The 24,712-nt window shown below is 74.3% G+C and carries 18 protein-coding genes and 1 pseudogene; 5 read left to right on the forward strand and 14 right to left on the reverse strand.

Annotated elements, in window-relative coordinates; all coding sequences use genetic code 11:
* Window positions 1-66: 66 nt before the first annotated feature.
* Together ACZ47G_RS00610 and ACZ47G_RS00615 are read left to right on the forward strand one after the other, a co-directional pair.
* Window positions 67-1,482, forward strand: a complete 1,416-nt coding sequence (locus ACZ47G_RS00610; protein ID WP_465739295.1) for a PspC domain-containing protein — start codon at window positions 67-69, stop codon at window positions 1,480-1,482.
* Window positions 1,479-1,700, forward strand: coding sequence for a hypothetical protein (locus tag ACZ47G_RS00615; RefSeq protein WP_465739296.1), 222 nt, complete (start codon window positions 1,479-1,481; stop codon window positions 1,698-1,700). Before ACZ47G_RS00610 ends, ACZ47G_RS00615 begins: the two co-directional genes overlap by 4 nt.
* An 11-nt stretch (window positions 1,701-1,711) precedes the next feature.
* Here the strand turns inward: ACZ47G_RS00615 and ACZ47G_RS00620 are convergent, their stop codons facing one another.
* The 8 genes and pseudogenes from ACZ47G_RS00620 to ACZ47G_RS00655 form a co-directional block, all read right to left on the reverse strand.
* Window positions 1,712-2,167 carry a QcrA and Rieske domain-containing protein gene (locus tag ACZ47G_RS00620; protein ID WP_465740007.1) on the reverse strand — a complete coding sequence of 152 codons (456 nt, stop codon included), beginning with the start codon at window positions 2,165-2,167 and terminating at the stop codon, window positions 1,712-1,714.
* A 48-nt stretch (window positions 2,168-2,215) separates the two neighbouring features.
* Window positions 2,216-2,743, reverse strand: a pseudogene (locus tag ACZ47G_RS00625) (DoxX family membrane protein); the annotation flags it as partial.
* A 172-nt stretch (window positions 2,744-2,915) separates the two neighbouring features.
* Window positions 2,916-4,511 carry a glutamine-hydrolyzing GMP synthase gene (guaA, locus tag ACZ47G_RS00630; RefSeq protein WP_465739297.1) on the reverse strand — a complete coding sequence of 532 codons (1,596 nt, stop codon included), beginning with the start codon at window positions 4,509-4,511 and terminating at the stop codon, window positions 2,916-2,918.
* Between the two features lie 1,049 nt (window positions 4,512-5,560).
* On the reverse strand, window positions 5,561-7,231 hold the full coding sequence (locus ACZ47G_RS00635; RefSeq protein ID WP_465739298.1) for a hypothetical protein: 1,671 nt from the start codon (window positions 7,229-7,231) through the stop codon (window positions 5,561-5,563).
* A 352-nt stretch (window positions 7,232-7,583) separates the two neighbouring features.
* On the reverse strand, window positions 7,584-9,374 hold the full coding sequence (locus tag ACZ47G_RS00640; protein ID WP_465739299.1) for a GMC oxidoreductase: 1,791 nt from the start codon (window positions 9,372-9,374) through the stop codon (window positions 7,584-7,586).
* A 92-nt stretch (window positions 9,375-9,466) separates the two neighbouring features.
* Window positions 9,467-11,110: a succinic semialdehyde dehydrogenase gene (locus ACZ47G_RS00645; RefSeq protein WP_465739300.1), complete on the reverse strand. Its 1,644-nt coding sequence runs from the start codon at window positions 11,108-11,110 to the stop codon at window positions 9,467-9,469.
* A 105-nt stretch (window positions 11,111-11,215) separates the two neighbouring features.
* The gene (locus tag ACZ47G_RS00650; protein WP_465739301.1) at window positions 11,216-13,108 is read right to left on the reverse strand and encodes a serine/threonine-protein kinase; all 1,893 of its coding nucleotides are present in this window, start codon (window positions 13,106-13,108) and stop codon (window positions 11,216-11,218) included.
* A 162-nt stretch (window positions 13,109-13,270) separates the two neighbouring features.
* Window positions 13,271-14,374 (reverse strand): protein kinase domain-containing protein, encoded by a 1,104-nt coding sequence (locus tag ACZ47G_RS00655; RefSeq protein ID WP_465739302.1) that lies wholly within the window; start codon window positions 14,372-14,374, stop codon window positions 13,271-13,273.
* Window positions 14,375-14,431: 57 nt separating this feature from the next.
* Between ACZ47G_RS00655 and ACZ47G_RS00660 the strand changes: the two genes are divergently transcribed.
* The gene (locus ACZ47G_RS00660) at window positions 14,432-14,983 is read left to right on the forward strand and encodes an SHOCT domain-containing protein (RefSeq protein ID WP_465739303.1); all 552 of its coding nucleotides are present in this window, start codon (window positions 14,432-14,434) and stop codon (window positions 14,981-14,983) included.
* 47 nt (window positions 14,984-15,030) lie between these two features.
* Here the strand turns inward: ACZ47G_RS00660 and ACZ47G_RS00665 are convergent, their stop codons facing one another.
* The gene (locus ACZ47G_RS00665; RefSeq protein ID WP_465739304.1) at window positions 15,031-17,010 is read right to left on the reverse strand and encodes a serine/threonine-protein kinase; all 1,980 of its coding nucleotides are present in this window, start codon (window positions 17,008-17,010) and stop codon (window positions 15,031-15,033) included.
* 253 nt (window positions 17,011-17,263) lie between these two features.
* On the opposite strand from ACZ47G_RS00665, the gene ACZ47G_RS00670 reads away from it, so the two are divergent.
* Window positions 17,264-17,830, forward strand: coding sequence for a hypothetical protein (locus tag ACZ47G_RS00670; RefSeq protein WP_465739305.1), 567 nt, complete (start codon window positions 17,264-17,266; stop codon window positions 17,828-17,830).
* A 71-nt stretch (window positions 17,831-17,901) separates the two neighbouring features.
* On the opposite strand, the gene ACZ47G_RS00675 is transcribed toward ACZ47G_RS00670, so the two are convergent.
* The 4 genes from ACZ47G_RS00675 to ACZ47G_RS00690 all read right to left on the reverse strand — a co-directional run bounded on the left by ACZ47G_RS00675 (window position 17,902) and on the right by ACZ47G_RS00690 (window position 22,718).
* On the reverse strand, window positions 17,902-19,029 hold the full coding sequence (locus tag ACZ47G_RS00675; protein WP_465739306.1) for a GuaB3 family IMP dehydrogenase-related protein: 1,128 nt from the start codon (window positions 19,027-19,029) through the stop codon (window positions 17,902-17,904).
* A 238-nt stretch (window positions 19,030-19,267) separates the two neighbouring features.
* On the reverse strand, window positions 19,268-20,770 hold the full coding sequence (gene guaB, locus ACZ47G_RS00680; protein ID WP_465739307.1) for an IMP dehydrogenase: 1,503 nt from the start codon (window positions 20,768-20,770) through the stop codon (window positions 19,268-19,270).
* Between the two features lie 275 nt (window positions 20,771-21,045).
* Window positions 21,046-21,771, reverse strand: coding sequence for an RNA polymerase sigma factor ShbA (gene shbA, locus ACZ47G_RS00685; RefSeq protein ID WP_465739309.1), 726 nt, complete (start codon window positions 21,769-21,771; stop codon window positions 21,046-21,048).
* Window positions 21,772-22,106: 335 nt separating this feature from the next.
* A complete protein-coding gene (locus ACZ47G_RS00690) occupies window positions 22,107-22,718 on the reverse strand; it encodes a response regulator transcription factor (protein ID WP_014136228.1) in 612 nt (203 codons plus the stop codon).
* 565 nt (window positions 22,719-23,283) lie between these two features.
* Between ACZ47G_RS00690 and ACZ47G_RS00695 the strand changes: the two genes are divergently transcribed.
* Window positions 23,284-23,610, forward strand: a complete 327-nt coding sequence (locus tag ACZ47G_RS00695) for a WhiB family transcriptional regulator (RefSeq protein WP_030232562.1) — start codon at window positions 23,284-23,286, stop codon at window positions 23,608-23,610.
* 91 nt (window positions 23,611-23,701) lie between these two features.
* Here the strand turns inward: ACZ47G_RS00695 and ACZ47G_RS00700 are convergent, their stop codons facing one another.
* Entirely contained in the window at window positions 23,702-24,700 is a 999-nt protein-coding gene (locus tag ACZ47G_RS00700; RefSeq protein WP_465739310.1) for a LysR family transcriptional regulator, read from the reverse strand.
* Window positions 24,701-24,712: the final 12 nt, after the last annotated feature.

Raw genomic sequence — 24,712 nt, forward strand, 5'->3', positions numbered from 1 at the left:
AAGTCAGGGTCCGGGCAGGGCCTTACCCGGTTGGGCCGGCCCGCCCCCTGCCGGAGGATGGTGCCCATGACCGAGGACCACCGCATCCAGGAGGCCGGGCCCACCGCCCCGCCGGAACCGGAACGCCCCCCGCTGACCAGGGCCGAGCACCACCGCGTGGTGGCCGGCGTCTGCGGTGGCCTCGGGCGGCATCTGGACATCGACCCGGTGGTCTTCCGGGTGGTCACCGTGGTGCTCTGCCTCTCCGGCGGCCTCGGTCTCTTCCTGTACGGCCTGGCCTGGCTGATCGTCCCGACCGAGGGCAGTGCCGACGGCCGCCGCGGCGGGCGCACCGAGCTCCAGCGGGTGCTCACCGGCCGGGTCGACGGCCAGTCGATCGGCGCGGTGCTGCTGACCGTGATCGGCACGGGGGTGTTCTTCTCCTCGATGGGCGACGGCGACCAGCTGTTCCCGCTGCTGCTGCTCGGCGGCCTGGTCTTCCTCGCGGTGCGGTACGACCCGGAGCGCCGCCACGGTGGCCGCCGCCGGGGGCGCGAGCGCCGGCGCGGCGGCCCGTACGACCGCCACTTCCCCGAGGCCGAGGGTCCCGGCTGGGCGCAGGACGAGGCCGCCAAGGCCCGGCACGCCGCCGGCCAGGCCGCCGGAACCGTCCCCGCCGACTCCCCCGTCCCCGGCCCGAGCGGCTACCTCTGGGACCCCCGCCACCCCGAGCGCAACCCGTACGGCGCCGGCGACACCGGCCCGGGCCCCAAGGTGCCGCCGCCCGGCGGCCCGGCGCCGGCCTGGTGGCAGCGCACCGACCTGCCGGAGGGCGACCCGCTGCGCAAGGAGCGCCCGGAGCGCCGCCGCGAGCCCGCCGCCGTACGGCACCCCCGGGAGCGCTCCCCGCTCGGCTTCTTCGGCTTCCTGCTGGCGGTCGGCGCGGCCACCGCGGTCTGGTCCGCCTCGGCGGGCCACACCGACGTCACCAAGCTGAGCACCGTGGTGCTGGCCACCGGACTGCTGGTGATCGGCCTGACCCTGCTGCTGGCCGCGAAGTTCGGCAAGGCCCGCAAGCTCGCGGTGCTGGGCCTGCTGACCACCCTGGCGCTGGCCTTCGCCGGCCACTCGCCGCACACCGTGCAGGACGCCATCGGCGACCGCTCCTGGACGGTCACCGCGGCCGCCGACCTGAAGGACCGTTACAACCTGGGCGCCGGCGACGTCCGGCTGGACCTCTCCCACCTCGACCCGGCCGGGGGCACCCTCGCCACCAAGGTCGACCTCGGCGCCGGCGAGCTGGTCGTCACCGTGCCGGCGGACGTCTCGGTGGACGTCGTGGCCCGGGTCGGCCTGGGCAACGTCACCGTGCCGGGCGACCGCAACGACGGCACCGGCCGGCACGTCTACCAGCTCGGCCCGGTGGGCGGTCAGCCGTCCAAGGGCACCCTCGATCTCCAACTCGGCATCGGCATCGGCGACATCAAGGTGGTCCAGCAGTGAGGAAGCACCGGCTCGACCTGTTCTCGCTGATCGCGGGCAGCCTGTTCACCGTGATCGCCGTCAGCTACCTGGTCGCGGCGCTCAACGACGAGACGGTGAACGGCCGGATCGTCGTCCCGGTCACCTTCATCGTGCTCGGCGTCGGCGGCCTGGCCGGCGCGGTCGCCGCGGTGGCCCGGCGCAACCGGCCGGAGCGGCCGGGCCGGACCGAGGAGTAGCGCCCGTACGGTCAGCTCTGCTGCGGGCCCAGGGTCAGCTTGTCGCCGTCCTTGCTGACGCCGTACCGGGGCAGCGGCTTGACCGCCGGCCCGTTGACCACCGCGCCGGTCGCGGCGTCGAACCGGGAGCCGTGGCAGGGGCAGTACAGCTGGCCGTTCTTCGGGGCGTCCACCGCGCAGCCGGAGTGGGTGCACACCGCGGAGAAGGCGCAGTACTGGCCGGACTTGGGCTGCACGATGTAGACGGCGTCCCCGGTGGCCGGGTCCTTGACCTGGGCCGAGCCGCCGACCGGCACGCTCGCCGCGGCGACGGTGGGGGCGGGCGCGGCGGCCGGTGCGGCGGTGCCGGGCGCCGGGGCCGCGGACTGCTTGGCGGCGGCCGACCGGCCCCGGCCGAAGGTGCGGGTGAGCGAGCCGGTCAGCAGTCCGGCGCCGCCGATGGCGACCGCCGCGATCCCGCCGTCCATCAGCGCCCGGCGCCTGACGTGCTCCTCGGTCAGCCCCCGCTCGCGGTCCCGCCCGGCCCGGCGGGCCAGGTAGCCGTCCACCGACAGGTACGGCGTGCCGGCCAGCAGCAGCGGGGTCCAGGCCATCAGGTAGCCGAGGTCGTTGCCGAGGTAGTACGGCGAGACGTTCCAGCTGACGGTCAGCCACAGGCTCAGGTTGATCAGCGCGCCGCCGAGGGCCGCGACCCTGCCCCAGAGGCCGAGCAGGGTGCCCAGGCCGACGGCCAGCTCGCCGAAGGCGACTCCCAGCGCGAACAGGGTGGGCCTGTCCAGGGCGGGGCCGAGCAGGAAGGCGATCGGGCTGCCGCCGGCCTTGGCGGCCTGGGTCTGCAAGACGAAGGAGGCCGGGTCGCCCGCGCCGGCCAGGAAGTGCGCGTCGGAGAGCTTGTCCAGGGCGGCGTAGACGAAGGTGACGCCGAGGAACAGCCGCAGCGGCAGCAGCGCGTACCGGGACGCCAGGGCCCGCCGCTGCGCCGCCCGGTCGGCCCGGCCGGACGCTCCTCCGTCGACCGCCTCGGAGTCGCTGACCTCCGGCATCCGTCTCACCTTCCCTCTCGGCCTGCCACTTCCTGACAGGTCCGGTCCGCATTCTGCCCGCTCCTGCACGCTTTCGGTGGGACGTGTCGGGGCCGGGGCCGCGAACGGCCGCGCCGTCGTTCCCTCCAGTACGGGAACGACGGCGCGGCTGTTCAGGCTTCGCGGGGAGTGCTCACTCCCACTCGATGGTGCCCGGCGGCTTGCTGGTGACGTCGACGACGACGCGGTTGACGTCGCGGACCTCGTTGGTGATCCGGGTGGAGATCTTCGCCAGCACGTCGTACGGCAGGCGGGACCAGTCGGCGGTCATGGCGTCCTCGGACGAGACCGGGCGCAGCACGATCGGGTGACCGTAGGTGCGGCCGTCGCCCTGCACGCCCACGCTGCGCACATCGGCGAGCAGCACGACCGGGCACTGCCAGATCTCGCGGTCCAGACCGGCCGCGGTGAGCTCCTCGCGGGCGATCGCGTCGGCGTCGCGGAGCAGGTCCAGGCGCTCCTCGGTGACCTCGCCGACGATCCGGATGCCCAGGCCGGGGCCCGGGAACGGCTGGCGCTGGACGATCTCCTCCGGCAGGCCCAGCTCCTGGCCGACCATCCGGACCTCGTCCTTGAACAGCTTGCGCAGCGGCTCGACCAGCTGGAACTGCAGGTCCTCGGGCAGGCCGCCGACGTTGTGGTGGGACTTGATGTTGGCGGTGCCGGTGCCGCCGCCGGACTCCACCACGTCCGGGTACAGGGTGCCCTGGACCAGGAAGTCGACCGACTCGCCGTGGGCGCCGGCCTCGGCGACGATCTCGGCCTGGGCCTGCTCGAAGACCCGGATGAACTCGCGGCCGATGATCTTGCGCTTCTCCTCGGGGTCGGTGACCCCCTTCAGCGCGCTCAGGAAGCGCTCGGAGGCGTCGACGACCTTCAGCTGGACGCCGGTGGCGGCCACGAAGTCCTTCTCGACCTGCTCGGTCTCGCCCTTGCGCATCAGGCCGTGGTCGACGTAGACGCAGGTCAGCCGGTCACCGATGGCCTTGTTGACCAGGGCCGCGGCGACCGCGGAGTCCACGCCGCCGGACAGGCCGCAGATCGCGCGCTTGTCGCCGACCTGCTCGCGGATCAGGGCGATCTGCTCCTCGACCACGCTGCCGGTGGTCCAGGTCGGGGCGATGCCGGCGCCGCGGTAGAGGAAGTGCTCCAGGATCTGCTGGCCGTGGTCGGAGTGCAGCACCTCGGGGTGGTACTGGACGCCGTACAGCCGGGCCTCGTCGTTCTCGAAGGCCGCGACCGGGACCAGCTCGGTGGAGGCGGTGACGGTGAAGCCCTCCGGAGCGGCGGAACAGGCGTCGCCGTGCGACATCCACACCGAGTGCTGCGCCGGGACGCCCTCGAACAGGGTGGAGCCGGTGCGGGAGACGGTCAGCGGGGTGCGGCCGTACTCGCGGGCGCCGTTGTTGTCGACGGTGCCGCCCAGCGTCTTGGCCATCAGCTGGAAGCCGTAGCACATGCCGAAGACCGGGACACCGGCCTCGAAGATCGCGCGGTCGAGCTGGGGCGCGCCCTCTTCGTAGACCGACGACGGACCGCCGGAGAGGATGATCGCCTTGGGGTTCTTGGCGAGCATCTCGGCGACCGGCATGCTGCTCGGCACGATCTCGCTGTAGACCCGCGCCTCACGCACCCGACGGGCGATGAGCTGGGCGTACTGGGCGCCGAAGTCGACCACCAGGACGGTGTCGTTGTCCGGCGCGGACTGGACGGGAATTGCAGAGGACACAGACGGCCTTCCGGCAGCGGTATCGAGGTGCCACGCGCAGCCGCGTCCCGGCGGGGGCTGCGACGGCGGCGACGGGTGTGGGGTGTCTGGACACCGATTCTACCGGGCTGTCCGGTTTCACTCGTCTGCACGTCCAAAGGACCGTGACCGGTCGGGGCCGCGGTTCGTTGCTTCTGACGACCGGACGGCCGCGCCGCGTCCGCCAGACGCGCCGCCGCCGCCCCCGACCGGGGGCACTGCCGTACGGACTGCAGGACCACGCGTGGAGCTTCACCCCAGTCCACCGGCGCACGTGGCGCCGCCGCCCCGGCCCGCCGGGAGCGCGGCGCCGTGGGACCGTGCGCGGGTGCCGCGGCCGGCCAGCAGGGGACAGCGACCCCGGCCGCGACTGGGCCGAGAGGTGGGACGGCCGGCTCCCCGGGGACGCCCGGGGCCGGCCGTCGCACCGCCTTTCGACCCACCCTTCGACCCGCCCTTCGACCGCCCCTTCGACCGCTCCTTCGATCCGGGGCGCGCCCCGGGCGCACTTCCCCGCACCGTCCCGCGCCGCTACGCGCGTCCCCGTGCGCCGCAACCCGCCAGACCACTACGCACCGTGATCATGCGACGCAACGTCGTCCGCAAATGAGCTGTGCCGAACGTGCCGAATCGGTTGCAGAGAAACCCCTCCGTCCACCACGATGCTCGGTGTGAACGGTTCCCCCGGCGGCCGGCAGGCGCGTCGCGGGGTCCCGGACGGACGTCTCCGCGGTCGTCGCGCAGAAAGTCGACAGCGGTTTTCACTTCACGCTCCGTGAGCGGGGGCCCGGCGCAGACCTGCCCGCCGACCCACTGCCGCACGGAAGCGCGCCCCGCTCCACCGGCCACCCACGCCGGCGCCGAAGGGGCACGACCCGAGCCAACCGACACGACGGCGCTCCTCCCCCGGCGCCGTCACCTCCAGCACCCGGCGCAGCCCTGACGCCGAGTGCTGTGCGGCAAAGGGCCCCGTTCCCCCGCGGGGCCCTTTGCCCTTCCCGGCCGGTTCCGAAGGGGCGGGCCTGGAGGCCCTACGGGTGGTCGCGCCAGACGGTCGGGTCGACCGGCTCCTCCGGCCGCCCCGGCGGGTCCGCGGGCAGCGGCGTCCCCGCGGCCGGGGTCGGCGGCGCCTCGTGCGAACCGAGCACCTCGCTCACCCCGGCCACCGGCGCCGCGTCGGCCGGCGGCACCGCCGGGTACGGCGCCCCGGGCGGCGGGGCCTGCGCGGGCACCCCGGGCGGCCCGGGCGGCCCGGCGTCCTGCGGCGGCACCCCGTACCCCGGCGTCCCGTACCCCGCAGCCCCGTAGCCCGGCGTCCCGTAGCCCGGCACGCCCTGCCCGGGGACGCCCGGCGCCCCGTACCCCGGAGCCGGCGGGTACGGCGCCGTCGCGCCCCGGCCGCCGAGCGCCGCCAGCAACGCGGGCACCAGCAGCGCCCCGACCGCCGCCCAGACCACCGCGGCCACCAGCACGCTGAGGAACACCAGGCCCGCCGAGGTGTCCTGGGTGGTGACCGTCCGGTTCGAGCCGCCCCAGCTGCCGGAGTCCGGCGCCAGGAAGGACATCGCGGAGCTGCTCAGTCCGCCGGACGCCGCCGTCAGCCCGGTCAGCAGCGCGGCGTACACCACCGCCAGCCGGAGCCGGTCGGGCCCGTCCAGCCGCCGCCGGTAGGCGGTCCAGCCGAGCAGGCCCGCGGCGGCGAGTGCCAGCAGGCCGGCCCAGCGCCAGTCGGCGGTCTGGTCGTGCAGGTCGAAGAAGGAGAACTCGCTCCGGTCACCGCGGTTCGGGCTCCAACCGGGGACGTCCCCGCCCAGGTCGCGGCCCGCCCGGAAGGTCGCGCCCGAGCCCACGCCCAGCAGCACCAGTCCCAGGTTGGGCAGGAAGGCCAGCGAGAGCGCCGTCTGCCAGCCCTGGTCGCTCTCGACCGCGACCAGCACGAAGGCCGTCACCGAGGCCAGGCCCACGGTCAGCGCCAGCGCCTGGCCCGCGGTCAGCGCCGCCACCGCCCAGCCGCGGACCGAGCGGCTGCGCCAGGCGGCCCAGCGCAGCGCGTCGGTGCCGTGGACGGCGAACGCCAGCAGCCCGCCGAGCAGGACGGTCCAGCCGACCGCCCACAGCCAGCCGGAGTCCGTGCTGAAGGTCGGCTTCCCGAGGTTCAGGCCGGAGCCGTAGTAGTCGGACTCGCCGTCGGAGCCCTTCGGGTTCCAGCTGGTGCCGGCGACCAGCCCGAGCACCACGGTGACCAGGCCGAGCACCACCGCCGTACGCAGCGCCTCGCCGGCCGCCTGGGCCCGGGTCAGCTGGGATCCGTCGGCCCTGCGCCGGCGCAGCCCGGCCCGCAGGCCGAGCCAGAGCGCGACGCCCCACAGGACGGTGACCGTCATCGGCACCAGCCAGAAGGTGACGTCCACGCCCTCCGAGCGGCTCCTGCTGATCGGGCTCTGGTAGCCGAGCCGGAACGGCGCGCCGAGCGCGTTCAGCGCCATCGCCAGGGTGGAGAGGAAGCGGTCGCCGAAGTCGGGCGTGGGGAAGGCCCGGTCGTAGGTGTAGTCGCTGGGGATCGCCGCGAACAGCGCCGCCAGCAGCAGCACCGCGGTCGGGGCGAGGGCCGCCCGCAGCGCCGGGCGCCAGTCGGGCCCGGCCAGCAGCCGGCGGGCGGCCGAGGACGGCTGGTACGGCCGGCCGGCGCCCCAACTGCCCACCGCGGGCGGACCGCCGACCGGCGGGTACCCGGCACCGGGCGGCGGCGGGTAGGGCCCGACCGGTGGGACGGGCGGCGGCGGGTGGTACCCGGGCGGTACGGGCACGGCGGGCGGCGCGACGGCCGGCGGCGGGGGCGGGGGCGGGGGCGGCGGGGGTGTCGGCGTCCGTCCGCACGAGCCGCAGACGGACGCCCCCTCCACCGAAGTCGCCCCGCACGATGCGCAGTTGGCCATGGAACGCATTCCCCCCGCTCGACGAGTGCCTGGTCCCCCAGGGAGCCCGTTTATCCCATCGGATCCGAACGGATGTCAACCGCGATACGGGCCGGGCCGGTTGGCCGTCCGAACCGGGTCAGTCGCGCTTCTTCGGGACCTCCGGGACGGGCAGCAGCGGCAGTCGCAGCGCGCCGAACGCGCCCTCCGGCACGGCCGGGCGCACCGGCGCGACCGCGCCGACCCGCTGGTACTCCCCGCCCTGCTCCGGGCGGCGGTCCGGCTCGCCCTTGTTGGGCCACATCGACATCGCGCGTTCGGCCTGCGCGGTGATGGTGAGCGAGGGGTTGACGCCGAGGTTGGCGGAGACGGCCGCGCCGTCCACCACGCTGATCCCGGGGTGGCCGTAGAGCCGGTGGTACGGGTCGACCACGCCGGTCTCGGGGGCGTCGCCGATCGGGCAGCCGCCGAGGAAGTGCGCGGTCATCGGGATGTCGAAGATCTCGCCGACGGTGCTGCCGGGGAAGCCGTTGATCTCGTCGGCCAGCGCCTGGGCGCCCTGCTCGGCGGCCGGGATCCAGGTCGGGTTGGGCTCGCCGTGGCCCTGGCCGGAGGTGAGCCGGGGCTTGCCGAGCGGGCCCTTCTTGAGCGAGACGGTGATCGAGTTGTCCAGCGACTGCATCACCAGGCCGATGATCGTCTTCTCGGACCAGCCGCGCTGGTTCATCGAGCGGCCGAAGGTCACCGGGTGGAGCACCGAGTTGCCCAGGTAGCGCAGCCAGCGCGGGCCCTTCCCACCGCCCTTGACCTGGGCGATCGACAGCGCGCCCATCGCGTTGGAGCCCTTGCCGTAGCGGACCGGCTCGATGTGGGTGTTCGCGTCCGGGTGGATCGACGAGGTGATCGCGACGCCCTTGGTGAAGTCCGCCTTGGCGCCGTAGCGCCGGTCGGTGGTCTGCGCGCCCACCAGCGCCTCGGAGTTGGTGCGGGTCAGCTCGCCGAGCCGCGCGGAGATCCGGGGCAGGTGGCCGGCGTCGCGCATCCGGTGCAGCAGCGACTGGGTGCCGTAGGTGCCGGCCGCGACCACCACCCGGGCGGCGGTGACGGTCCGGGCGCCGGCCTTGACCCGGTCGGTCCTCGACCGGGAGTCGGTGCGCCGCACGTCCACCGCGAAGCCTTCGCCGTGCTCCCGGATCCGGGCCACGGTGGTGAGCGGGTGGATCTCCGCGCCGCCCTGCTCGGCCAGGTACAGGTAGTTCTCGGTGAGCATGTTCTTGGCGCCGTGCCGGCAGCCGGTCATGCACTCGCCGCACTCCACGCAGGCCTTGCGGGCCGGGCCCGCGCCGCCGAAGTACGGGTCGGCGACCTCCTCGCCGGGCGCGGCCTTGGCGGCGCCGTCGGTGTCCTTGCCGTCCCCGAAGAAGACCCCGACCGGCGCCATGTGGAAGGTGTCCCCGACGCCCATCCGCTCGGCCGCCGCCTTGAGGTGGACGTCGGACGGCGTGACGGTCGGGTTCAGCCGGACCCCGAGCATCCGCTGCGCCTGGTCGTAGAACGGCGCCAACTCCGCCTGCCAGTCCGTGATGTGGCGCCACTGGCGGTCTTCGAAGAAGGCCTTCGGCGGCACGTACAGGGTGTTGGCGTAGTTCAGCGAGCCGCCGCCGACCCCGGCGCCGGCCAGGATCAGCACATTGGCCAGCAGGTGGATCCGCTGGATGCCGTACAGCCCGAGCTGCGGCGCCCACAGGTAGTTCGACAGGTCCCAGGAGTTGCGGGGCAGTTCGTCCCGCTCGAAGCGCCGCCCGGCCTCCAGGACGGCGACCCGGTAACCCTTCTCGGTCAGCCGCAGCGCCGCGACCGAACCGCCGAAGCCGGAGCCGACCACGACCACGTCGTAGTCGAACTCCGCCGCACCGCCGGACTCCACCATCTGCCACTGCTCCTAGGGGGGTGAAAAGGGGCCCAAAAGGGGTTGAGAGAGCTTGAAGGGGTCGAACCGCCGGCGGGGCGGGCGGGTCGGCGCTACTTGAAGCGCAGCGCCTTGAGCGCCCGCAGCCCGCCGGTCATCACGGCGGCGAACTGCTTGTCGTCCAGCCCGAACGACGGGGCGATCGGCATCAACCGCTGGGTCGCGATGGTCTGCGCCTCGGTGAAGCGCAGGATGCCCTCGGCGCCGTGCCGCCGGCCCAGCCCCGAGTCGCCCATGCCGCCCATCGGCGCGGCGACCGAGCCGTACGCGGCCGCGTAGGCCTCGTTCACGTTGACCGTGCCGGTGCGCAGCCGGGCCGCGACCGCCCGGCCGCGCCGCGGGTTCCTGGTCCAGACGCTGGAGTTCAGGCCGTACGGCGTGGAGTTGGCGGCGGCCACCGCCTCGTCCTCGGTGTCGAAGCGGTAGACCGAGACGACCGGGCCGAAGGTCTCCTCGGCGCAGACCGCCATCTCCGGGGTCACCCCGTCCAGAACGGTCGGCTCGTAGAAGTACGGGCCGAGGTCGGGCCGGGCCCGTCCGCCGGTGAGCACGGTGGCGCCGGACTTGACCGCCTCCGCCACGTGCCGGGTGGTGGTGTCCAGCTGCCGGGCGGAGACCAGCGAGCCCATGTCGGCGCCGTAGGCCAGGCCGCCGCCCAGGCGCAGCGCCCGGGTGCGGGCGACGAAGAGCTCCAGGAAGCGGTCGGCCACCGAGCGGTGCACCAGCAGCCGCTCGATCGAGATGCACAGCTGGCCGGCCGTGGAGAAGCAGGCCCGGACGGCGCCCGCGGCGGCGGCCTCCAGGTCGGCGTCGGCGAGCACCAGCATGGCGTTCTTGCCGCCGAGTTCGAGCGAGGCGCCGACCAGCCGGGCGGCGGCCCGCTGGGCGACCTCGCGGCCGGTGCGGGTGGAGCCGGTGAAGGAGACGTAGTCGGCGTGCTCCACCACGGCGGGGCCGATCACCGGGCCGTCGCCGATCACGACCTGCCAGAGGTCGGCCGGCAGCCCGGCCTCGATCAGCAGCTCACGGGCCCACAGCCCGGTCAGCGCGGTCTGGGTGTCGGGCTTGTTGACCACCGCGTTGCCGGCCACGAAGGCGGGCAGCAGGTCGCCGATGCACAGCTCCAGCGGGTAGTTCCACGGCGAGATGTGGCCGATCACGCCCTTGGGGCGGCGGGCCTCCACGGTGTGGGTGAGCACCGGCAGCGCACCGCCGCGGCGCCGGTCCTTCAGGTAGCCGTGCGCGGCGCGCCCGTAGTGTCGGGCGGCCATGGCGACGGCCAGCACCTCCTCGAAGGCGTGCAGCCGGGCCTTGCCGGTCTCGGCCTGGACCAGGTCCAGCACCTCGTCCTGCCGCTTGAGCAGCAGGTCGTGGAAGCGCAGCAGCACGGCGGCCCGGCGGCGCACCGGCAGCGCGGCCCAGGCGGCCTGGGCGCGGCGGGCCAGCTGGAAGGCGACCTCGACGTCGGCCGGGGTGGACTGCGGCAGGCCGGCCAGCCGCTCACCGGTCAGCGGGGCGACGGTCTCCACCACGCTGGGCTCGCCGGTGGCGGTGACCCCGGCGGCCAGCCGCTCGACCAGGGAGCGCGGGACGGCGGTCGCTACGGTCCGGCCGCCGCCGGGAGCGGCCGGGTTGCCGTCCGCGGGGGCGGCGCCGGGGTGTTCGGTGGCCACTGCGTCTGCTGTGAGGTCCGACATACGGCGCAGCCTAGGCCTTCGGCGGCCGGTCCGGTACCCGTCGGTAACAAGAATCTGCCGCAGTCGGGCGAAAGCGGGGCGCTCCGCCCGTACGGCCCGGGCCGCTCAGCGGGTGGGCGTGAAGTGGTTGAGCACCGTGGTGAACCGCTGCTCGGTCTGCTGCCACTCGTCGCCCTTGTCCGGGCTGGACGCGTAGATCGCGTAGGAGGTGCCGTCGTCGTCGATGAACTCGGTCTCGATCGCCCGGCGGCGCCCGCCCTCCTTGGCCGCGTAGCTGAACTCCCAGGTGGCCGCCTCGTGGCCGTTCACCACGGTGCCGGCCATCCGGAGCTGCTTGTAGTCCTTCAGCGACTTGGCGACGTTGACCTCCATCTGCCGCATGTGGTCCAGCGGTTTGACCGGCTGGCCGACGGTGACCGCGAACTGCAGGTAGTGCACCCGGCTGTCGGGGCTGTAGAAGATCTGGTTGGCGTCCGTCCCGCTGCTGCGCTGCCAGGTCGGGCTGCCGGTCGGCAGCGGGAAGCGGAAGCCGGCCTGGTCGTCGACCCAGCGGTAGCCGGCCGGCGCGGGCGCGCCCGGGGTGGGGGTGCCGGTCGGATCGGTTTCGGTGGGCTCGGGCGTGTCCGGCTGCCCGGTGGGCACCGGGTCGGCGCCGTGGGAGCCGGACAGGTGCCGGGTGGCGAGGAAGGTCGCCGCGGCCGCCAGCACGCCGACCGCCACCGCGATGGCGACCAGCTTCATCCGGTTGCGGCGTTTGGCCGGACCGCGCGCGGGCGCGCCGGAGTGCGCGACCGGCGCACCGGCGGCGGCCACGCCCCCGGCGGTGTCCCCGACGACCGCACCGAAAGCACCGACCGGACCGCCGACACCGACCGCACCGAAAGCACCGACCGGACCGCCGGCGCCGACCGCACCGACCGGAACCACCGGCACGACCGGAACGGGCTGGGCGGACGGCACGGCCGCCACCGCGGTCGGGGCGGTCCCGGCCGGACGCGGATCCGTCGGGTCCTCCGCGCCCGCCGCGCCGTCCGAACCGTCCGGCGTCACCGCGACGGTCCCGTCCTGCCCCGCGCTGCGGTCCACCACCGGCACCGACTGGGTGGGCGTGCGCACCGGCGCGGCCGGCGCCCCGACGGTCTTCAGCCCCATGGTGTGCCCGGACTGCACCTCGGCCAGCATCCGGGCCGCCTCGTCCGCGCTCGGCCGGTCGGCCGGGTCCTTGGCCATCAGCGCGGCCAGCACCGGCCCCAGCGGGCCGGCCCGGCGCGACTCCGGCAGCGGCTCGTCGACCACCGCGGCCAGCGTGGTGATCGGCGAGTCCCGGCGGAACGGCGACTGGCCCTCGACGGCCGCGTACAGCGTCGCCCCGAGGCCCCACAGGTCGGAGGCCGGCCCGGGCCGCTGGCCCTGGGCGCGCTCGGGTGCCAGGTAGTCCGGCGAGCCGACCAGGTCGCCGGGCCGGGTCAGCTCGGTCGAGCCCTCGTACTTCGCGATGCCGAAGTCCAGCAGCACCACCCGCCCGGTGCCGCGCTCCAGCAGCACGTTGGCCGGCTTGACGTCCCGGTGCAGCACGCCGAGCTGGTGGCCGCGGTGCAACGCGGCGAGCACCTGGCTGCCGACCTCGGCGGCGGCGCGCGGCGGCAGGGTGCCGTCCTGGCTGATCACGTCGGCCAGCGAGCGGCCGTCGACCAGCTCCATCACGATCCAGGGCCGGCCGTCCTGCTCCAGCACGTCGTGCACGGTGATCACACCGGGGTGCTTGATCCGGGCGGCGGCGCTGGCCTCCCGCTTCATCCGGGTGTGCAGGATCTGCAGGTCCTCCTCCGGCAGGTGGTTGACGGTCAGCTCCTTGACCGCGACCTCGCGGTCCAGCATCCGGTCCCAGGCCCGCCAGACCGTGCCCATCCCGCCCCGGCCGAGTCGCTCACCGAGCTCGTACCGCCCGGCCAGCAGCCGCTCCGCTTCGGCCGCCTCCGGCCGGTCCTGCGAGCCCATCGGCGACCGCTCCCCCTCTCGATTCCACCTGCCGCCGTCGCGGCGGAAAGCCCGCCGCAGACCGCTGTTCGAACAAATCCCACGGACACATTAGGCGCACCCTGCCACGCCCGGTAATCTCGCCCACCCGCCGGACCGGCGCAGCGGCGGCCGCCGGGGCCGTCAGCCTGCGAACAGCACCACGGCGACCACTCCCAGCACCAGCAGCGCGAGCACGCCCCCGACCAGCAATGGCCCCAGCAGGGCCGGGGGTATCCGGGACGCCCGCCCCCCGCCGGCCCGCACCGCCCCGCCCTCCGGCGCGACCTCCGCCGGCCGGTCGCCCCGCCCGCGCCGCCGCGGCCGCAGGGGCACCAGCGGCGCCTCCGGCTTCAGCTCCAACTCCCGCGCCGCCCGCTCCTCGTCGACCGGCTCCGGGGCGCCCGCCAGCAGCGCCGCCAGCTCCGCCCGCACCGCCTCCGCGGTGGGCCGCAGCCCCGGGTCCGGCTGCACCAGCCGCTCGACCAGCGGCGCCACCGGCCCGCAGGCCACCGAGGGCTCGCGCCGCCCGTCGCGTACGGCCGTCACCAGCTCCGGCACGCCGTGCTCCGGGAACGGCGCGCGGCCGGTGACCATCCGCTGCAGCAGCACCCCGAGCGCCCAGCAGTCCCCGGCGGGGCCGCCGTCCAGCGGCCAGCGCTCGGCGACCGGGCCGACCAGGGTGGCCCGCACCTCGTACCGGCGCCGCCCGCCCGGTCCGCCGAGATCCTCCGCCAGCCCCTCCTGCGCGACCCCGTCGAGCAGCCCGCCGAGCATCGCCGCGCCGTCCTCGCAGACCAGCACCGACTCGGCGGTCACATTGCCGTGGGAGAGCCCGGCCTCGTGCAGCGCCCGCAGCGCACCGGCCAGGTCCGCCGCCAACTCGGCGGCCCGGTACGGCGGGAGCGGCCCGGCGGTGAGCAGCTCGGCCAGCGTCCAGCCGGCCGGCCGCTCCTCCACCGTCCACAGCAGCTCGCCCTCGACGAAGGCGCCGACCCCGCGCAGCAGCCGCGGGTGCCAGGACGGCGCGGCCGAGCCGACCGTCGCGACCCGCCGCACCAGCCGGTCCCCGTGCCCGGGGTTGGGCTCGTCCGGGTCCTGACCGCCGGTCAGCAGCGCGGGCAACTCCACGGCGCGCAGCAGGACCGTTTCACCGGTCCGCTCGTCCACCGCGGAGGCGCGCAGCAGTTCGGGACGGTCCGTCAGCCGGTACCGCCCCGCCAACAACTGGCCCGGGCTGCCTCGCATGCCAGTTCCTCTCGCTCACCGAGCAGCCTACTGAGCGGCTCCTTTACGCTCGGCCCCATGGACTGGACCGATCTGATCGACACCGCCTTCAGGGTGGCGGGCAACAGCAACCAAGCCAAGCAGGCCGAGGCCGTCCGCTCGGTGGAAGCGGCCGTCATCGATGGCGAGCAGCCCGTCGCCTCCACGGCCGGGCGCCATCCCGACCACTTCCGCAAGGGGGTGATCGTGCTCACCACCCACCGGCTGCTCTTCCTGAAGGACGGGAAGCCACCGGTACCGGTTCCGCTCACCGCCGTCACCGACGCCACCGTGGCCCGCACCAAACTCAACGGCGACGTCCTGACCGTCGTCGCCCTGACCGGTTCCCACCGCTTCGAGGACGTGGCCAAGGCCGACGTCTTCGCCGAGCAGGTCCGCGAGGCCGCCCGGGTCGCCCGCACCACCCGGCCGCCGACCCCGGCCGACACCACCGGCGCCGACACCACCCCCACCGACGCCACGTCCGGCGGGCAACTCCTCGACCAGCTTGAGCGCTTGGCCGCCCTGCGGGCCTCCGGCGCGCTCACCGAGGACGAATTCGCCCGAGCCAAGCAGCGCCTGCTCGGCTGACACCCGCCCTACGGCCCCGTTCTACGGCGCCGTTCTACGGCCCCGCCCTACGGCGCCGGCTGGAAACTGTTGAACACGACGTCCCGGACCGGGGCCTGCGCGGCCCACTGCGCGTCCGGGACGATCCAGTAGATCGAGTAGCCGTACTTGGCCGGGCTCCCGGTCACGAAGCCCCGGTTGAGCGAGTGGGTCTTGGGCGTGCCGTTGGTCCACTCCCAGTCCGCCGCGTTGGTCCACTGCCGGTAGGTGATCGCCGCCAGGTTCAGTCGCTGGTAGTTGGTCACCTGGCCGCGCACGTTGGGCTCGGACTCCTGCCAGTCGGCGAGGGCGCTGGCACCGGGCGAGGTGGTCCACTCGATCCGCAGCTGGCTGCCGTCGGCGGAGTTCTTGAAGATCCGCCGGTTGGCGTCCGACCCGGCCGGCTGCAGCCAGTCCGGCAGGACGACCGAGAAGCCGCTCGGGTCCTGGTACGCGTGGAACCCGGCCGGTACCGGACCACCGGGCGCGGCCGGCGGCGTGGTCTGCGCCGCGGCCGGGTCGGAGGCCGGCGGCTGGGCCGCCGTGCTGGTGGCCGACGGCGGTGCGGCGGCCGAGGACTCCGCCGGGGACCCCGCCGTGGCCGACGGCTCCGCCGGCGTCCCGGCCGGAGCCGGCTCGGTGGCCGGCGGCTGGCTCGGCGTGGTCCCGGTGGTCGCCGCGACCGGCGCGGTGGCGCCCGCGCTGTGCGTGCCCTCCCCCTTCGCCCCGCCGTCCCCGCTGCCGACGGCCTGGACGACGGCGACGATCCCGGCGATCAGCAGCAGCACGACCACCACGGTCGCGATGGCCAGCCGCCGCCGGCCCTTGCGCGGATCGGCCCCGGCCGCCTGGGTCGCGCCCATCGTCCACTCACTGGTCACCGGCCGGATCGGCTCGGTCGCCGGCACCGGACCCGCGGGCTGCACGGCAGCGGGCTCCGCCGCGGGCTTCTCGTCCCGGGCCCGGCTCCCCACCCGGACCGTCCCCAGCAGCCCGCCCACGGTCCGCTTCGGAGTCTCCTTGGCCTTCTCGGCCTCCTTGGACCCCTCGGTCTCCGTGGCCTCCTTGGCCGCCGCCGCTCCCCCGGCCCCGGCCTCCTCGGCCTTGTCGTCCGCCACCTTCACCGCCACCGACTCGACCGGCATCGCGTGCTCGGTGGTCGACTCGGACTTCGCGGTCGCCTCCGCGACCACCCGCTTGAGCATCGACCGGGTCTGCGAGGCGTCCAGCCGCTTCGCCGGGTCCTTCTCCAGCAGCCCCTCGATGACCGGCAGCAGCGGCCCGGCGTTCGCGGGCGCGGTCAGGTCCTCGGTCATCACCGCGGTCAGGGTGGCCAACGCCGAGCCGCGGTCGTACGGCGGCCGCCCCTCGACCATGGCGTACAACGTGCCGCCCAGCGACCACAGGTCGGCCGGCGGCCCCGGCTTCTGCCCGCGCGCCCGCTCCGGGGATATGTACGAGGGCGCGCCGACCAGCATCCCGGTGGAGGTGACCGAGGCGTCGCCCTCCACGCTGGCGATGCCGAAGTCGGTGAGCACGACCCGGCCGTCGTCGCCGATCAGCACGTTGGACGGCTTGACGTCCCGGTGCAGGATGCCCAGCGCGTGCGCCGCGCTCAGCACGCCCAGCACGTCCAGCGCGATCTCCGCCGCCCGGGCGGGCGCCAGCGGCCCGTCCTCCCGGACGACGTCGGCCAGCGAGCGGGACTCGACCAGCTCCATGACGATCCACGGCCGGTCGTCCTCGTCGACCACGTCGAAGACGGTCACCGCCGAGTTGTGCCGGATCCGCGCGGTCGCCTTCGCCTCGCGCAGCGTCCGGACGATCAGCCGGTGCTTCTCCTCCTCCTCGACGCTGGCGTTCATCCGCAGTTCCTTGACCGCGACGGTCCGGCCCAGCATCTCGTCCTCGGCGCGCCAGACGGTACCCATGCCACCGCGTCCGAGCACGCCGTTCAGCCGGTAGCGGCCGGCCAGGAGGCGGCCGGTGGAACCCTGCGCCTGGGTCATTCGGAACGTTCCCCCATGTGCTGCTGGCGGTCGTGGTGACGGCGCGTCGGCCCGGCCAGGGCCCGAACGCCCAAGCCTCCATCATCCCCTGTCCGGAGGGGCGACGGCCACCCACCCCCCGTTCCAACCCGGGACGAACCGGAACGGGGGCGACGCTCTGTGCCCGATCTGTGATCGAAAACTCGCCAAGATCTGCCCGAAGCGCTGCTACCGTTCGGCAGCTCATCGTCTTTTCCGGGGGGACTCGACGCCCATGACCGCACCCACACCGGGCGCTGACGCCCCGTCGCCCCGCCCGCGCACCGCCCAGCACTATTCGGTCGCACCCGTCCTGGACACCCCGGACGGCTACGTCGCCCCCGGCATGCCCGGCGTCCCCGTCACCGGCTACCCGCCCAGCGCCCCCACCACCGCCCGGAACGCCCCCCGCCGCCGCACCGCCCTCGCGATCGCCCTGGCCCTCCTCGCCGCCCTCCTGAGCGGCCTCGCCTACGGCTGCGCCCCGCTGCGCGCCGCCGACTCCCTCGGCTGGCTCACCATCGCCCAGGCCGGCCTGGTCGCCCTCCCCCTGGGCCGCCTCGGTGGCCGGAACCGCCTGCTCCCCCCGCTCGGCGCCCTCCTCGCCGCCGGTGCCCTCCTGACCGGCCAGCTCACCGAGCACCTCCGCCTGCTCCGGGCCGAGGACCCCGCCCCCCACGACCTCCTCCCCGGCACCCTCACCACCTGGCGCGCCGACCTGCGCCCGCTCGACCTGGCCTTCTACGCCATCGCCCTGATCGGCGGCTTCCTCCTCACCCGCCGCGCCGCCGACCGCGGCTGACCGCGAACGCCCCCGGAAAACCCGGAGGCCCCCACCGGCAGAGCCGGCAGGGGCCTTCGTCAGCGCACCGCTCAGTGGTGGTCCAGCGCCGGGTTCACCGTGACCTCGACCCGCTGGAACTCCTTCAGCTCCGTGTACCCGGTGGTGGCCATCGCCCGGCGCAGCGCGCCGAAGAGGTTCATGGTCCCGTCCGGCGTGTGCGAGGGGCCGGTCAGGATCTCCTCGGTGGTGCCGACGGTCCCGAGGTCCATCCGCTTGCCGCGCGGCAGCTCCTCGTGGACGGCCTCCATGCCCCAGTGGAACCCCTTGCCCGGCGCGTCGGTCGCCCGGGCCAGCGCCGCACCGATCATCACGGCGTCGGCGCCACAGGCCACGGCCTTCGGGATGTCGCCGCTGTAGCCGACGCCACCGTCCGCGATCACGTGCACGTACCGGCCGCCGGACTCGTCCATGTAGTCACGGCGGGCCGCCGCGACGTCCGCCACCGCGGTCGCCATCGGCACCTGGATGCCGAGCACGTTGCGGGTGGTGTGGGCGGCGCCACCGCCGAACCCGACGAGCACACCGGCGGCGCCGGTCCGCATCAGGTGCAGCGCGGCGGTGTAGGTGGCGCAGCCGCCGACGATCACCGGAACGTCCAGCTCGTAGATGAACTGCTTGAGGTTGAGCGGCTCGGCGGCGCCGGAGACGTGCTCGGCCGAGACGGTGGTGCCGCGGATGACGAAGACGTCGACCCCGGCGTCCACGACCGCCTTGGAGAACTCGGCGGTGCGCTGCGGCGAGAGCGCGGCGGCGGTGACCACGCCGGAGTCACGGACCTCCTGGATCCGCTGCTTGATCAGCTCGGCACGGATCGGCGCGGAGTAGATCTCCTGCAGCCGGTGGGTCGCGGTGGAGGCGTCGGTGATCGAGGCGATCTCGTCCAGCAGCGGCTGCGGGTCCTCGTAGCGGGTCCAGAGGCCTTCGAGGTTCAGCACGCCCAGACCGCCCAGACGGCCGATCTTGATGGCCTGCTCCGGCGAGACCACACTGTCCATCGGGGCGGCCAGGAACGGCAGCTCGAAGCGGTAGGCGTCGATCTGCCAGGCGATCGAGACCTCCTTCGGGTCACGCGTACGGCGACTGGGGACGACGGCGATGTCGTCGAAGGCATACGCCCGGCGGCCGCGCTTGCCTCGCCCGATCTCGATCTCAGTCACTTCGAGCCCTTCTGGTTTGTTGCTCATACCCGCCGGGTCACCCCGGCCGCCCCCAGTATCCCGTACTGCCAATGACTCGCGCGCTCGCCTCCGGTGCGCTCCGACCCGCTGCCGACGGTCGGCGCTCCCCTTCGGCTCGGCGCGGGCCGCCCCGACGGCCCACGCCCGGGACCGGCCGAGGGGCCCGCCGCTGCGGTGCAGCGACGGGCCCCTCGGACGATCAGGCCGATCAGGACGCTCAGCGGGTCGAGTAGTTCGGCGCCTCGACGGTCATCTGGATGTCGTGCGGGTGGCTCTCCTTGAGCCCCGCCGAGGTGATCCGGACGAACCGCCCCTTGCTCTCCATCTCGGAGATGGTCGCGGCGCCGACGTAGCCCATGGTCTGCCGCAGACCGCCGACCAGTTGGTGCAGCACCGCCGACAGCGGGCCGCGGTAGGGCACCTGGCCCTCGATGCCCTCGGGCACGAGCTTGTCGTCCGAGGCGACCTCGGCCTGGAAGTAGCGGTCCTTGGAGTACGAGCGGCCCTGGCCGCGCGACTGCATGGCGCCCAGCGACCCCATGCCGCGGTAGGACTTGAACTGCTTGCCGTTGATGAACATCAGCTCGCCCGGGGACTCCTCGCAGCCGGCCAGCAGCGAGCCCAGCATGACGGTGTCGGCACCGGCGGCCAGCGCCTTGCCGATGTCGCCCGAGTACTGCAGGCCGCCGTCGCCGATGACCGGCACACCGGCCGCCTGGCAGGCCTGGGCGGCCTCGTAGATGGCGGTGATCTGCGGGACGCCGATGCCGGCGACGACGCGGGTGGTGCAGATGGAGCCGGGGCCGACGCCGACCTTGACGCCGTCCACGCCGGCGTCGATCAGCGCCTGGGCGCCGTCCCGGGTGGCGACGTTGCCGCCGACCACGTCGATCCCGACGGCCGACTTGATCTTCGAGATCCAGGCCAGCGCGTTGTGGCTGTGGCCGTGCGAGGTGTCGACGACCAGGAAGTCCGCGCCCGCCTCGACCAGGGCCTGGGCCCGGTCGAAGGCCTCGGCGCTGGCGCCGACCGCGGCACCGACCAGCAGACGGCCCTCGGCGTCCTTGGCGGCGTGCGGGTACTTCTCGGCCTTGACGAAGTCCTTGACGGTGATCAGGCCCTTGATCCGGCCCTCGTCGTCGACCAGCGGCAGCTTCTCGATCTTGTGACGGCGCAGCAGCGCCATCGCGTCCTCACCGGAGATGCCGACCTTGCCGGTGATCAGCGGCATCGGGGTCATGATCTCGCGGACCTGGCGGCTGCGGTCCGACTCGAAGGCCATGTCACGGTTGGTGACGATGCCGAGCAGCTTGCCGGCCTCGTCGGCGATCGGCACGCCGGAGATGCGGAACTTGGCGCACAGCGCGTCGGCCTCGGCCAGCGTGGTGTCCGGGCCGACCGTGATCGGGTCGGTGACCATGCCGGACTCGGAGCGCTTCACCAGGTCGACCTGGTTGGCCTGGTCCTCGACCGACAGGTTGCGGTGCAGCACGCCGACGCCGCCCTGGCGGGCCATCGCGATGGCCATCCGCGCCTCGGTGACCTTGTCCATCGCCGCGGACAGCAGCGGGATGTTGACGCGCACGTTCCGGGAGATCCGCGAGGAGGTGTCGACCTCGTTCGGCAGCACCGCGGAGGCCCCCGGCAGCAGCAGGACGTCATCGAACGTGAGCCCGAGCATGGCGAACTTCTCGGGTACGCCTGCGGCGTTGTAAGACATTTGGGGGTACCTTCCGTGGCCGGCCTAATCCGCTCGCGCCCAGAGGGAGGGGGCGCGTTGATCGCTCACTCGCGCAGACCGCCGAAAGCCGGGTGAGCCGGACTTGGACGAACCTCCAAGGAAACCCCGTGCGCACCCGCGAAACTTTGGCAACCTGCCCAGGCGCCGATACCCCATGGTACTGGCACCGCGAATGTGCCCTCGTGTGCCCTTGACAACAAGCACCCCCCGCGGCTCATTCCGCCGCGCACGGGCCCCGGACCAGCCCCTCCGTCTCAGGAGGACTCCTCCGCGAGCGCCCGCAGCCGACTGAGCGCCCGGTGCTGGGCCACCCGGACGGCCCCCGGCGACATCCCGAGCACCTCGCCGGTCTCCTCCGCCGACAGCCCGGCGGCCACCCGCAGCAGCACCAGTTCGCGCTGACGGGCCGGCAGGTTGGAGAGCAGCTCCTTGGCCCAGGCCGCGTCGCTGCTCAACAGCGCCTGCTCCTCCGGGCCGAGCGCCTCGTCCGGCACCTCCGGCAGGTCGTCCTGCGGCACCACGGTCGAGCCGGGCCCGCGCATCGCGGCCCGCTGCAGATCGGCGATCTTGTGCGCGGCGATGCCGTAGACGAAGGCCTCGAACGGCCGCCCCTGGTCCTTGTACCGGGGCAGCGCGCACAGCACGGCGACGCAGACCTCCTGGGCCACGTCGTCCACGTGGTGCCGGGCCCCGCCCGGCAGCCGGACCAGCTTGGCGCGGCAGTACCGCAGCGCGAGCGGGTGGACGTAGGCGAGCAGCGCGTCGATGGCCGGGCCCTCGCCGCGCACGGCGGCCGCGACCAGTTCGCCCACCAGGGGCGAGCCGCCGGTACCGAGCACCGGCGGGCGGCCCGGACCGGCCTCCGCGCCGGAATCTCCGGAGTCACCGGAGTCCGCGTACGCCGGATCGTGGCCCGGGTCGGAGGGCTCGGCCTCACCCGGGTCCGCCTGGCCGGCCGCACCGGCGACATCGTCGCGCATCGGTCCATGGTGCCTGGTCGATCGAGAAAACGCGGCACCGCGTCCGGAGTTGTGCACCGGAACGTTATGCGCTGCGGCACCGTACGGCGTGCCGCGCACCACCGGCCCCTCCTGCACCGTGCCGCCTTCCGCCCCGCCGCCGTGGGTGGTTCCGTCCGTCGCGCCGTTCGCCGAGTGTCCTGCGGCTGCGTGGTTCGCCGCAGTGCCTGTCCGCTGGTCCCCGAGGTGCTCCACTCCTCCATGGTGCAACCTCGGGACCGTAACGTCACACGCCTGTGCGGCGTCCGTTCCGGAATTCGACGGCGGCGCGCCGCAACCGGCGGCGCCGGCGACGGTCAGCGGACCAGGCCCCAGCGGAAACCCAGCGCCACCGCGTGCGCGCGGTCGGAGGCCCCGAGCTTCTTGAACAGCCGTCGGGCATGGGTCTTGACGGTGTCCTCGGACAGGAACAGCTCGCGCCCGATCTCGGCGTTGCTGCGCCCGTGGCTCATGCCCTCCAGGACCTGGATCTCACGCGCCGTCAAGGTCGGTGCCGCGCCCATGTCGGGGCTGCGCAGCCGGCGCGGGGCGAGTCGCCAGGTCGGGTCGGCGAGGGCCTGGGTGACGGTGGCCCGCAGCTCGGCGCGCGAGGCGTCCTTGTGCAGGTACCCGCGGGCACCCGCGGCCACCGCGAGCGCCACACCGTCGAGGTCCTCGGCGACGGTGAGCATGATGATCCGGGCGCCCGGATCGGCGGACAGCAGCCGCCGGACCGTCTCGACCCCGCCGAGGCCGGGCATCCGGACGTCCATCAGGACGAGATCGGAGCGGTCGGCCACCCAGCGGCGGAGGACCTCCTCCCCGTTCGTCGCGGTGGTGACCCGGTCCACACCGGGTACGGTCGCGACGGCGCGGCGAAGCGCCTCGCGGGCGAGCGGGGAATCGTCGCAAACGAGAACGGAAGTCATGACCGTCGTCCTCCGCAGCTGATCCGCGTCACGTTGAGCCTCCTGGCTGGTACGAACCTCTCCGACACGGCCGATCGGCGACGGACCTTCGTACTGATCGCCCCGACTTGCCCGCGATCGTTCCCGACGTCCGGCGCCCGCTAACCGCCTCCGCACTTCCAACGACCGTCACTCGAATGAGTTACGGCCTTCAGGCCATCTCCACCACTGTACGTGGCCAACCCATTACCGATCAGCCGCATCGCGGGGCACACGCCGCACTTTTGCGCAGCTCGCGCGCGGGTGGGCGCACGACCCGCACACCGGTGCGGCCCGTCGCGCGCCCGTCGGCCACCCGATTGCCACGCCCGCGCCCGCCGAACCCCTTGCCCACTTTGCCCGTTTTTATAGCTTTCGCATGGTCATTGACTGTTGTGCCAGTGTGTGGGTGACTTGTCCATGGAGTTGCCTTAAGTCATATTTCCAGGTGTCCACACCAGCGCGGGACGCCCCGCCGGGCACCGCCCGGCGGCAGCCCCGCTGAAATGCCCGGCCGCCGCCGAACCGCCTCTGAAGGGAATGAGCCATGGCAGATTTCTCCCGCCTCCCCGGTCCCAACGCGGACCTCTGGGACTGGCAGCTCTCGGCAGCCTGCCGCGGCGTGGACAGCTCGCTCTTCTTCCACCCCGAGGGCGAGCGCGGAGCCGCCCGCAGTTCGCGCGAGGCCAGCGCCAAGGAGGTCTGCATGCGCTGCCCGGTGATCGCCGAGTGCGCCGCGCACGCCCTGGCGGTCCGTGAGCCGTACGGCGTCTGGGGCGGGATGACGGAGGACGAGCGCGAGGAGATGCTGGGCCGCTCGCGGCACCGGCTGGTGGAGGTCCCGCTGACCCCGCCGGCGGTCGCGCATCGTTAGACCCGCCTCCGCGGTGCGCCGTGAAGAAACGTTTCTTCGCGGCGCCTCAGGCCGCCCCGGTCCCATTCAGGGGCACCTCGGTCACCGACCGTCAGCGATCGCCGGCCGCACCCGCCAGCCGCTCCCGCATCAGCGCGACGGCCGGCACCTCGGCCAGGTCCGGCAGGGTCAGCGCCACCACCTGGCGCACCGCCGGCACCCCGGAGGCCGTCCGCACCGACACCGTCGACACGCCGTCAGGGCGCACCGACTGCAAGGCCAGCCGGGGCAGCACCGCCACCCCGAGCCCGGCCGCCACCAGGCCGACCACCGCCGGGTAGTCATCGGTCGCGAAGTCGATCCGGGGCTCGAAGCCCGCCCCCGCGCACAGCTCCACCAGGTGGCCCCGGCACTGCGGGCAGCCGGCGATCCACTGCTCCCCCGCCAGCTCGGCCAGCCCCACCGGACCGCCCCGCCCGGCCAGCGGGTGGGCGGCGGGCAGCAGGCCCACCAGCGGGTCGTCCAGCAGCGGGGTGACCACCAGGTCGGACCAGTCGGTGCCGGCCGACAGCTGCTGCGCCTCCAGATTGGCCTCGGCCCGCGCCTCGCGCGGCGAGCCGTGCGCGGGCGCCGGCACCGCGGTCGCGCCGTCGGACTGCGGATAGCGGAAGGCCAGCGCGATCTCGCACTCGCCGCCGCGCAGCATCGCCAGCGACTCCGGCGGCTCGGCCTCGACCAGCGACACGCGCACCCCCGGATGGCTGTCCCGCAGGCGGGCGACCGCCGGCGGCACCAGGGTGGAGCTCGCGGTCGGGAAGGAGACCAGCCGCACCCGCCCGGCCCGCAGCCCGGCGATCGCGGCCACCTCCTCCTCGGCGGCGGAGAGCCCGGCCAGGATTCCGGTGGCGTGCTTGAGCAGGACCCGCCCGGCCTCGCTGAGCTGCATCCCGCGGCCCGAGCGGACCACCAGCGGGGTGTCCACCGACTTCTCCAGGGCCTTCATCTGCTGGCTGATGGCGGGCTGGGTGCACCCCAGCTCGCGGGCGGCGGCGGAGAAGGAGCCGGTGCGGGCGACGGCACGCAGGACGCGCAGGTGGCGGGCCTCGATCATGCCTCAGTTATA

The organism is Kitasatospora sp. NPDC030952 (genome assembly GCF_055571335.1).

Excerpts from the sequence above, each read along its gene's own strand:
- ACZ47G_RS00610 (WP_465739295.1), top strand. The coding sequence starts at position 67 with ATGACCGAGGACCACCGCATCCAGGAGGCCGGGCCCACCGCCCCGCCG.
- ACZ47G_RS00620 (WP_465740007.1), bottom strand. The coding sequence starts at position 2,167 with ATGGACGGCGGGATCGCGGCGGTCGCCATCGGCGGCGCCGGACTGCTG.
- ACZ47G_RS00640 (WP_465739299.1), bottom strand. The coding sequence starts at position 9,374 with ATGGTGGAGTCCGGCGGTGCGGCGGAGTTCGACTACGACGTGGTCGTG.
- ACZ47G_RS00645 (WP_465739300.1), bottom strand. The coding sequence starts at position 11,110 with ATGTCGGACCTCACAGCAGACGCAGTGGCCACCGAACACCCCGGCGCC.
- ACZ47G_RS00650 (WP_465739301.1), bottom strand. The coding sequence starts at position 13,108 with ATGGGCTCGCAGGACCGGCCGGAGGCGGCCGAAGCGGAGCGGCTGCTG.
- ACZ47G_RS00655 (WP_465739302.1), bottom strand. The coding sequence starts at position 14,374 with ATGCGAGGCAGCCCGGGCCAGTTGTTGGCGGGGCGGTACCGGCTGACG.
- ACZ47G_RS00660 (WP_465739303.1), top strand. The coding sequence starts at position 14,432 with ATGGACTGGACCGATCTGATCGACACCGCCTTCAGGGTGGCGGGCAAC.
- ACZ47G_RS00665 (WP_465739304.1), bottom strand. The coding sequence starts at position 17,010 with ATGACCCAGGCGCAGGGTTCCACCGGCCGCCTCCTGGCCGGCCGCTAC.
- ACZ47G_RS00670 (WP_465739305.1), top strand. The coding sequence starts at position 17,264 with ATGACCGCACCCACACCGGGCGCTGACGCCCCGTCGCCCCGCCCGCGC.
- guaB (WP_465739307.1), bottom strand. The coding sequence starts at position 20,770 with ATGTCTTACAACGCCGCAGGCGTACCCGAGAAGTTCGCCATGCTCGGG.
- shbA (WP_465739309.1), bottom strand. The coding sequence starts at position 21,771 with ATGCGCGACGATGTCGCCGGTGCGGCCGGCCAGGCGGACCCGGGTGAG.
- ACZ47G_RS00690 (WP_014136228.1), bottom strand. The coding sequence starts at position 22,718 with ATGACTTCCGTTCTCGTTTGCGACGATTCCCCGCTCGCCCGCGAGGCG.
- ACZ47G_RS00695 (WP_030232562.1), top strand. The coding sequence starts at position 23,284 with ATGGCAGATTTCTCCCGCCTCCCCGGTCCCAACGCGGACCTCTGGGAC.
- ACZ47G_RS00700 (WP_465739310.1), bottom strand. The coding sequence starts at position 24,700 with ATGATCGAGGCCCGCCACCTGCGCGTCCTGCGTGCCGTCGCCCGCACC.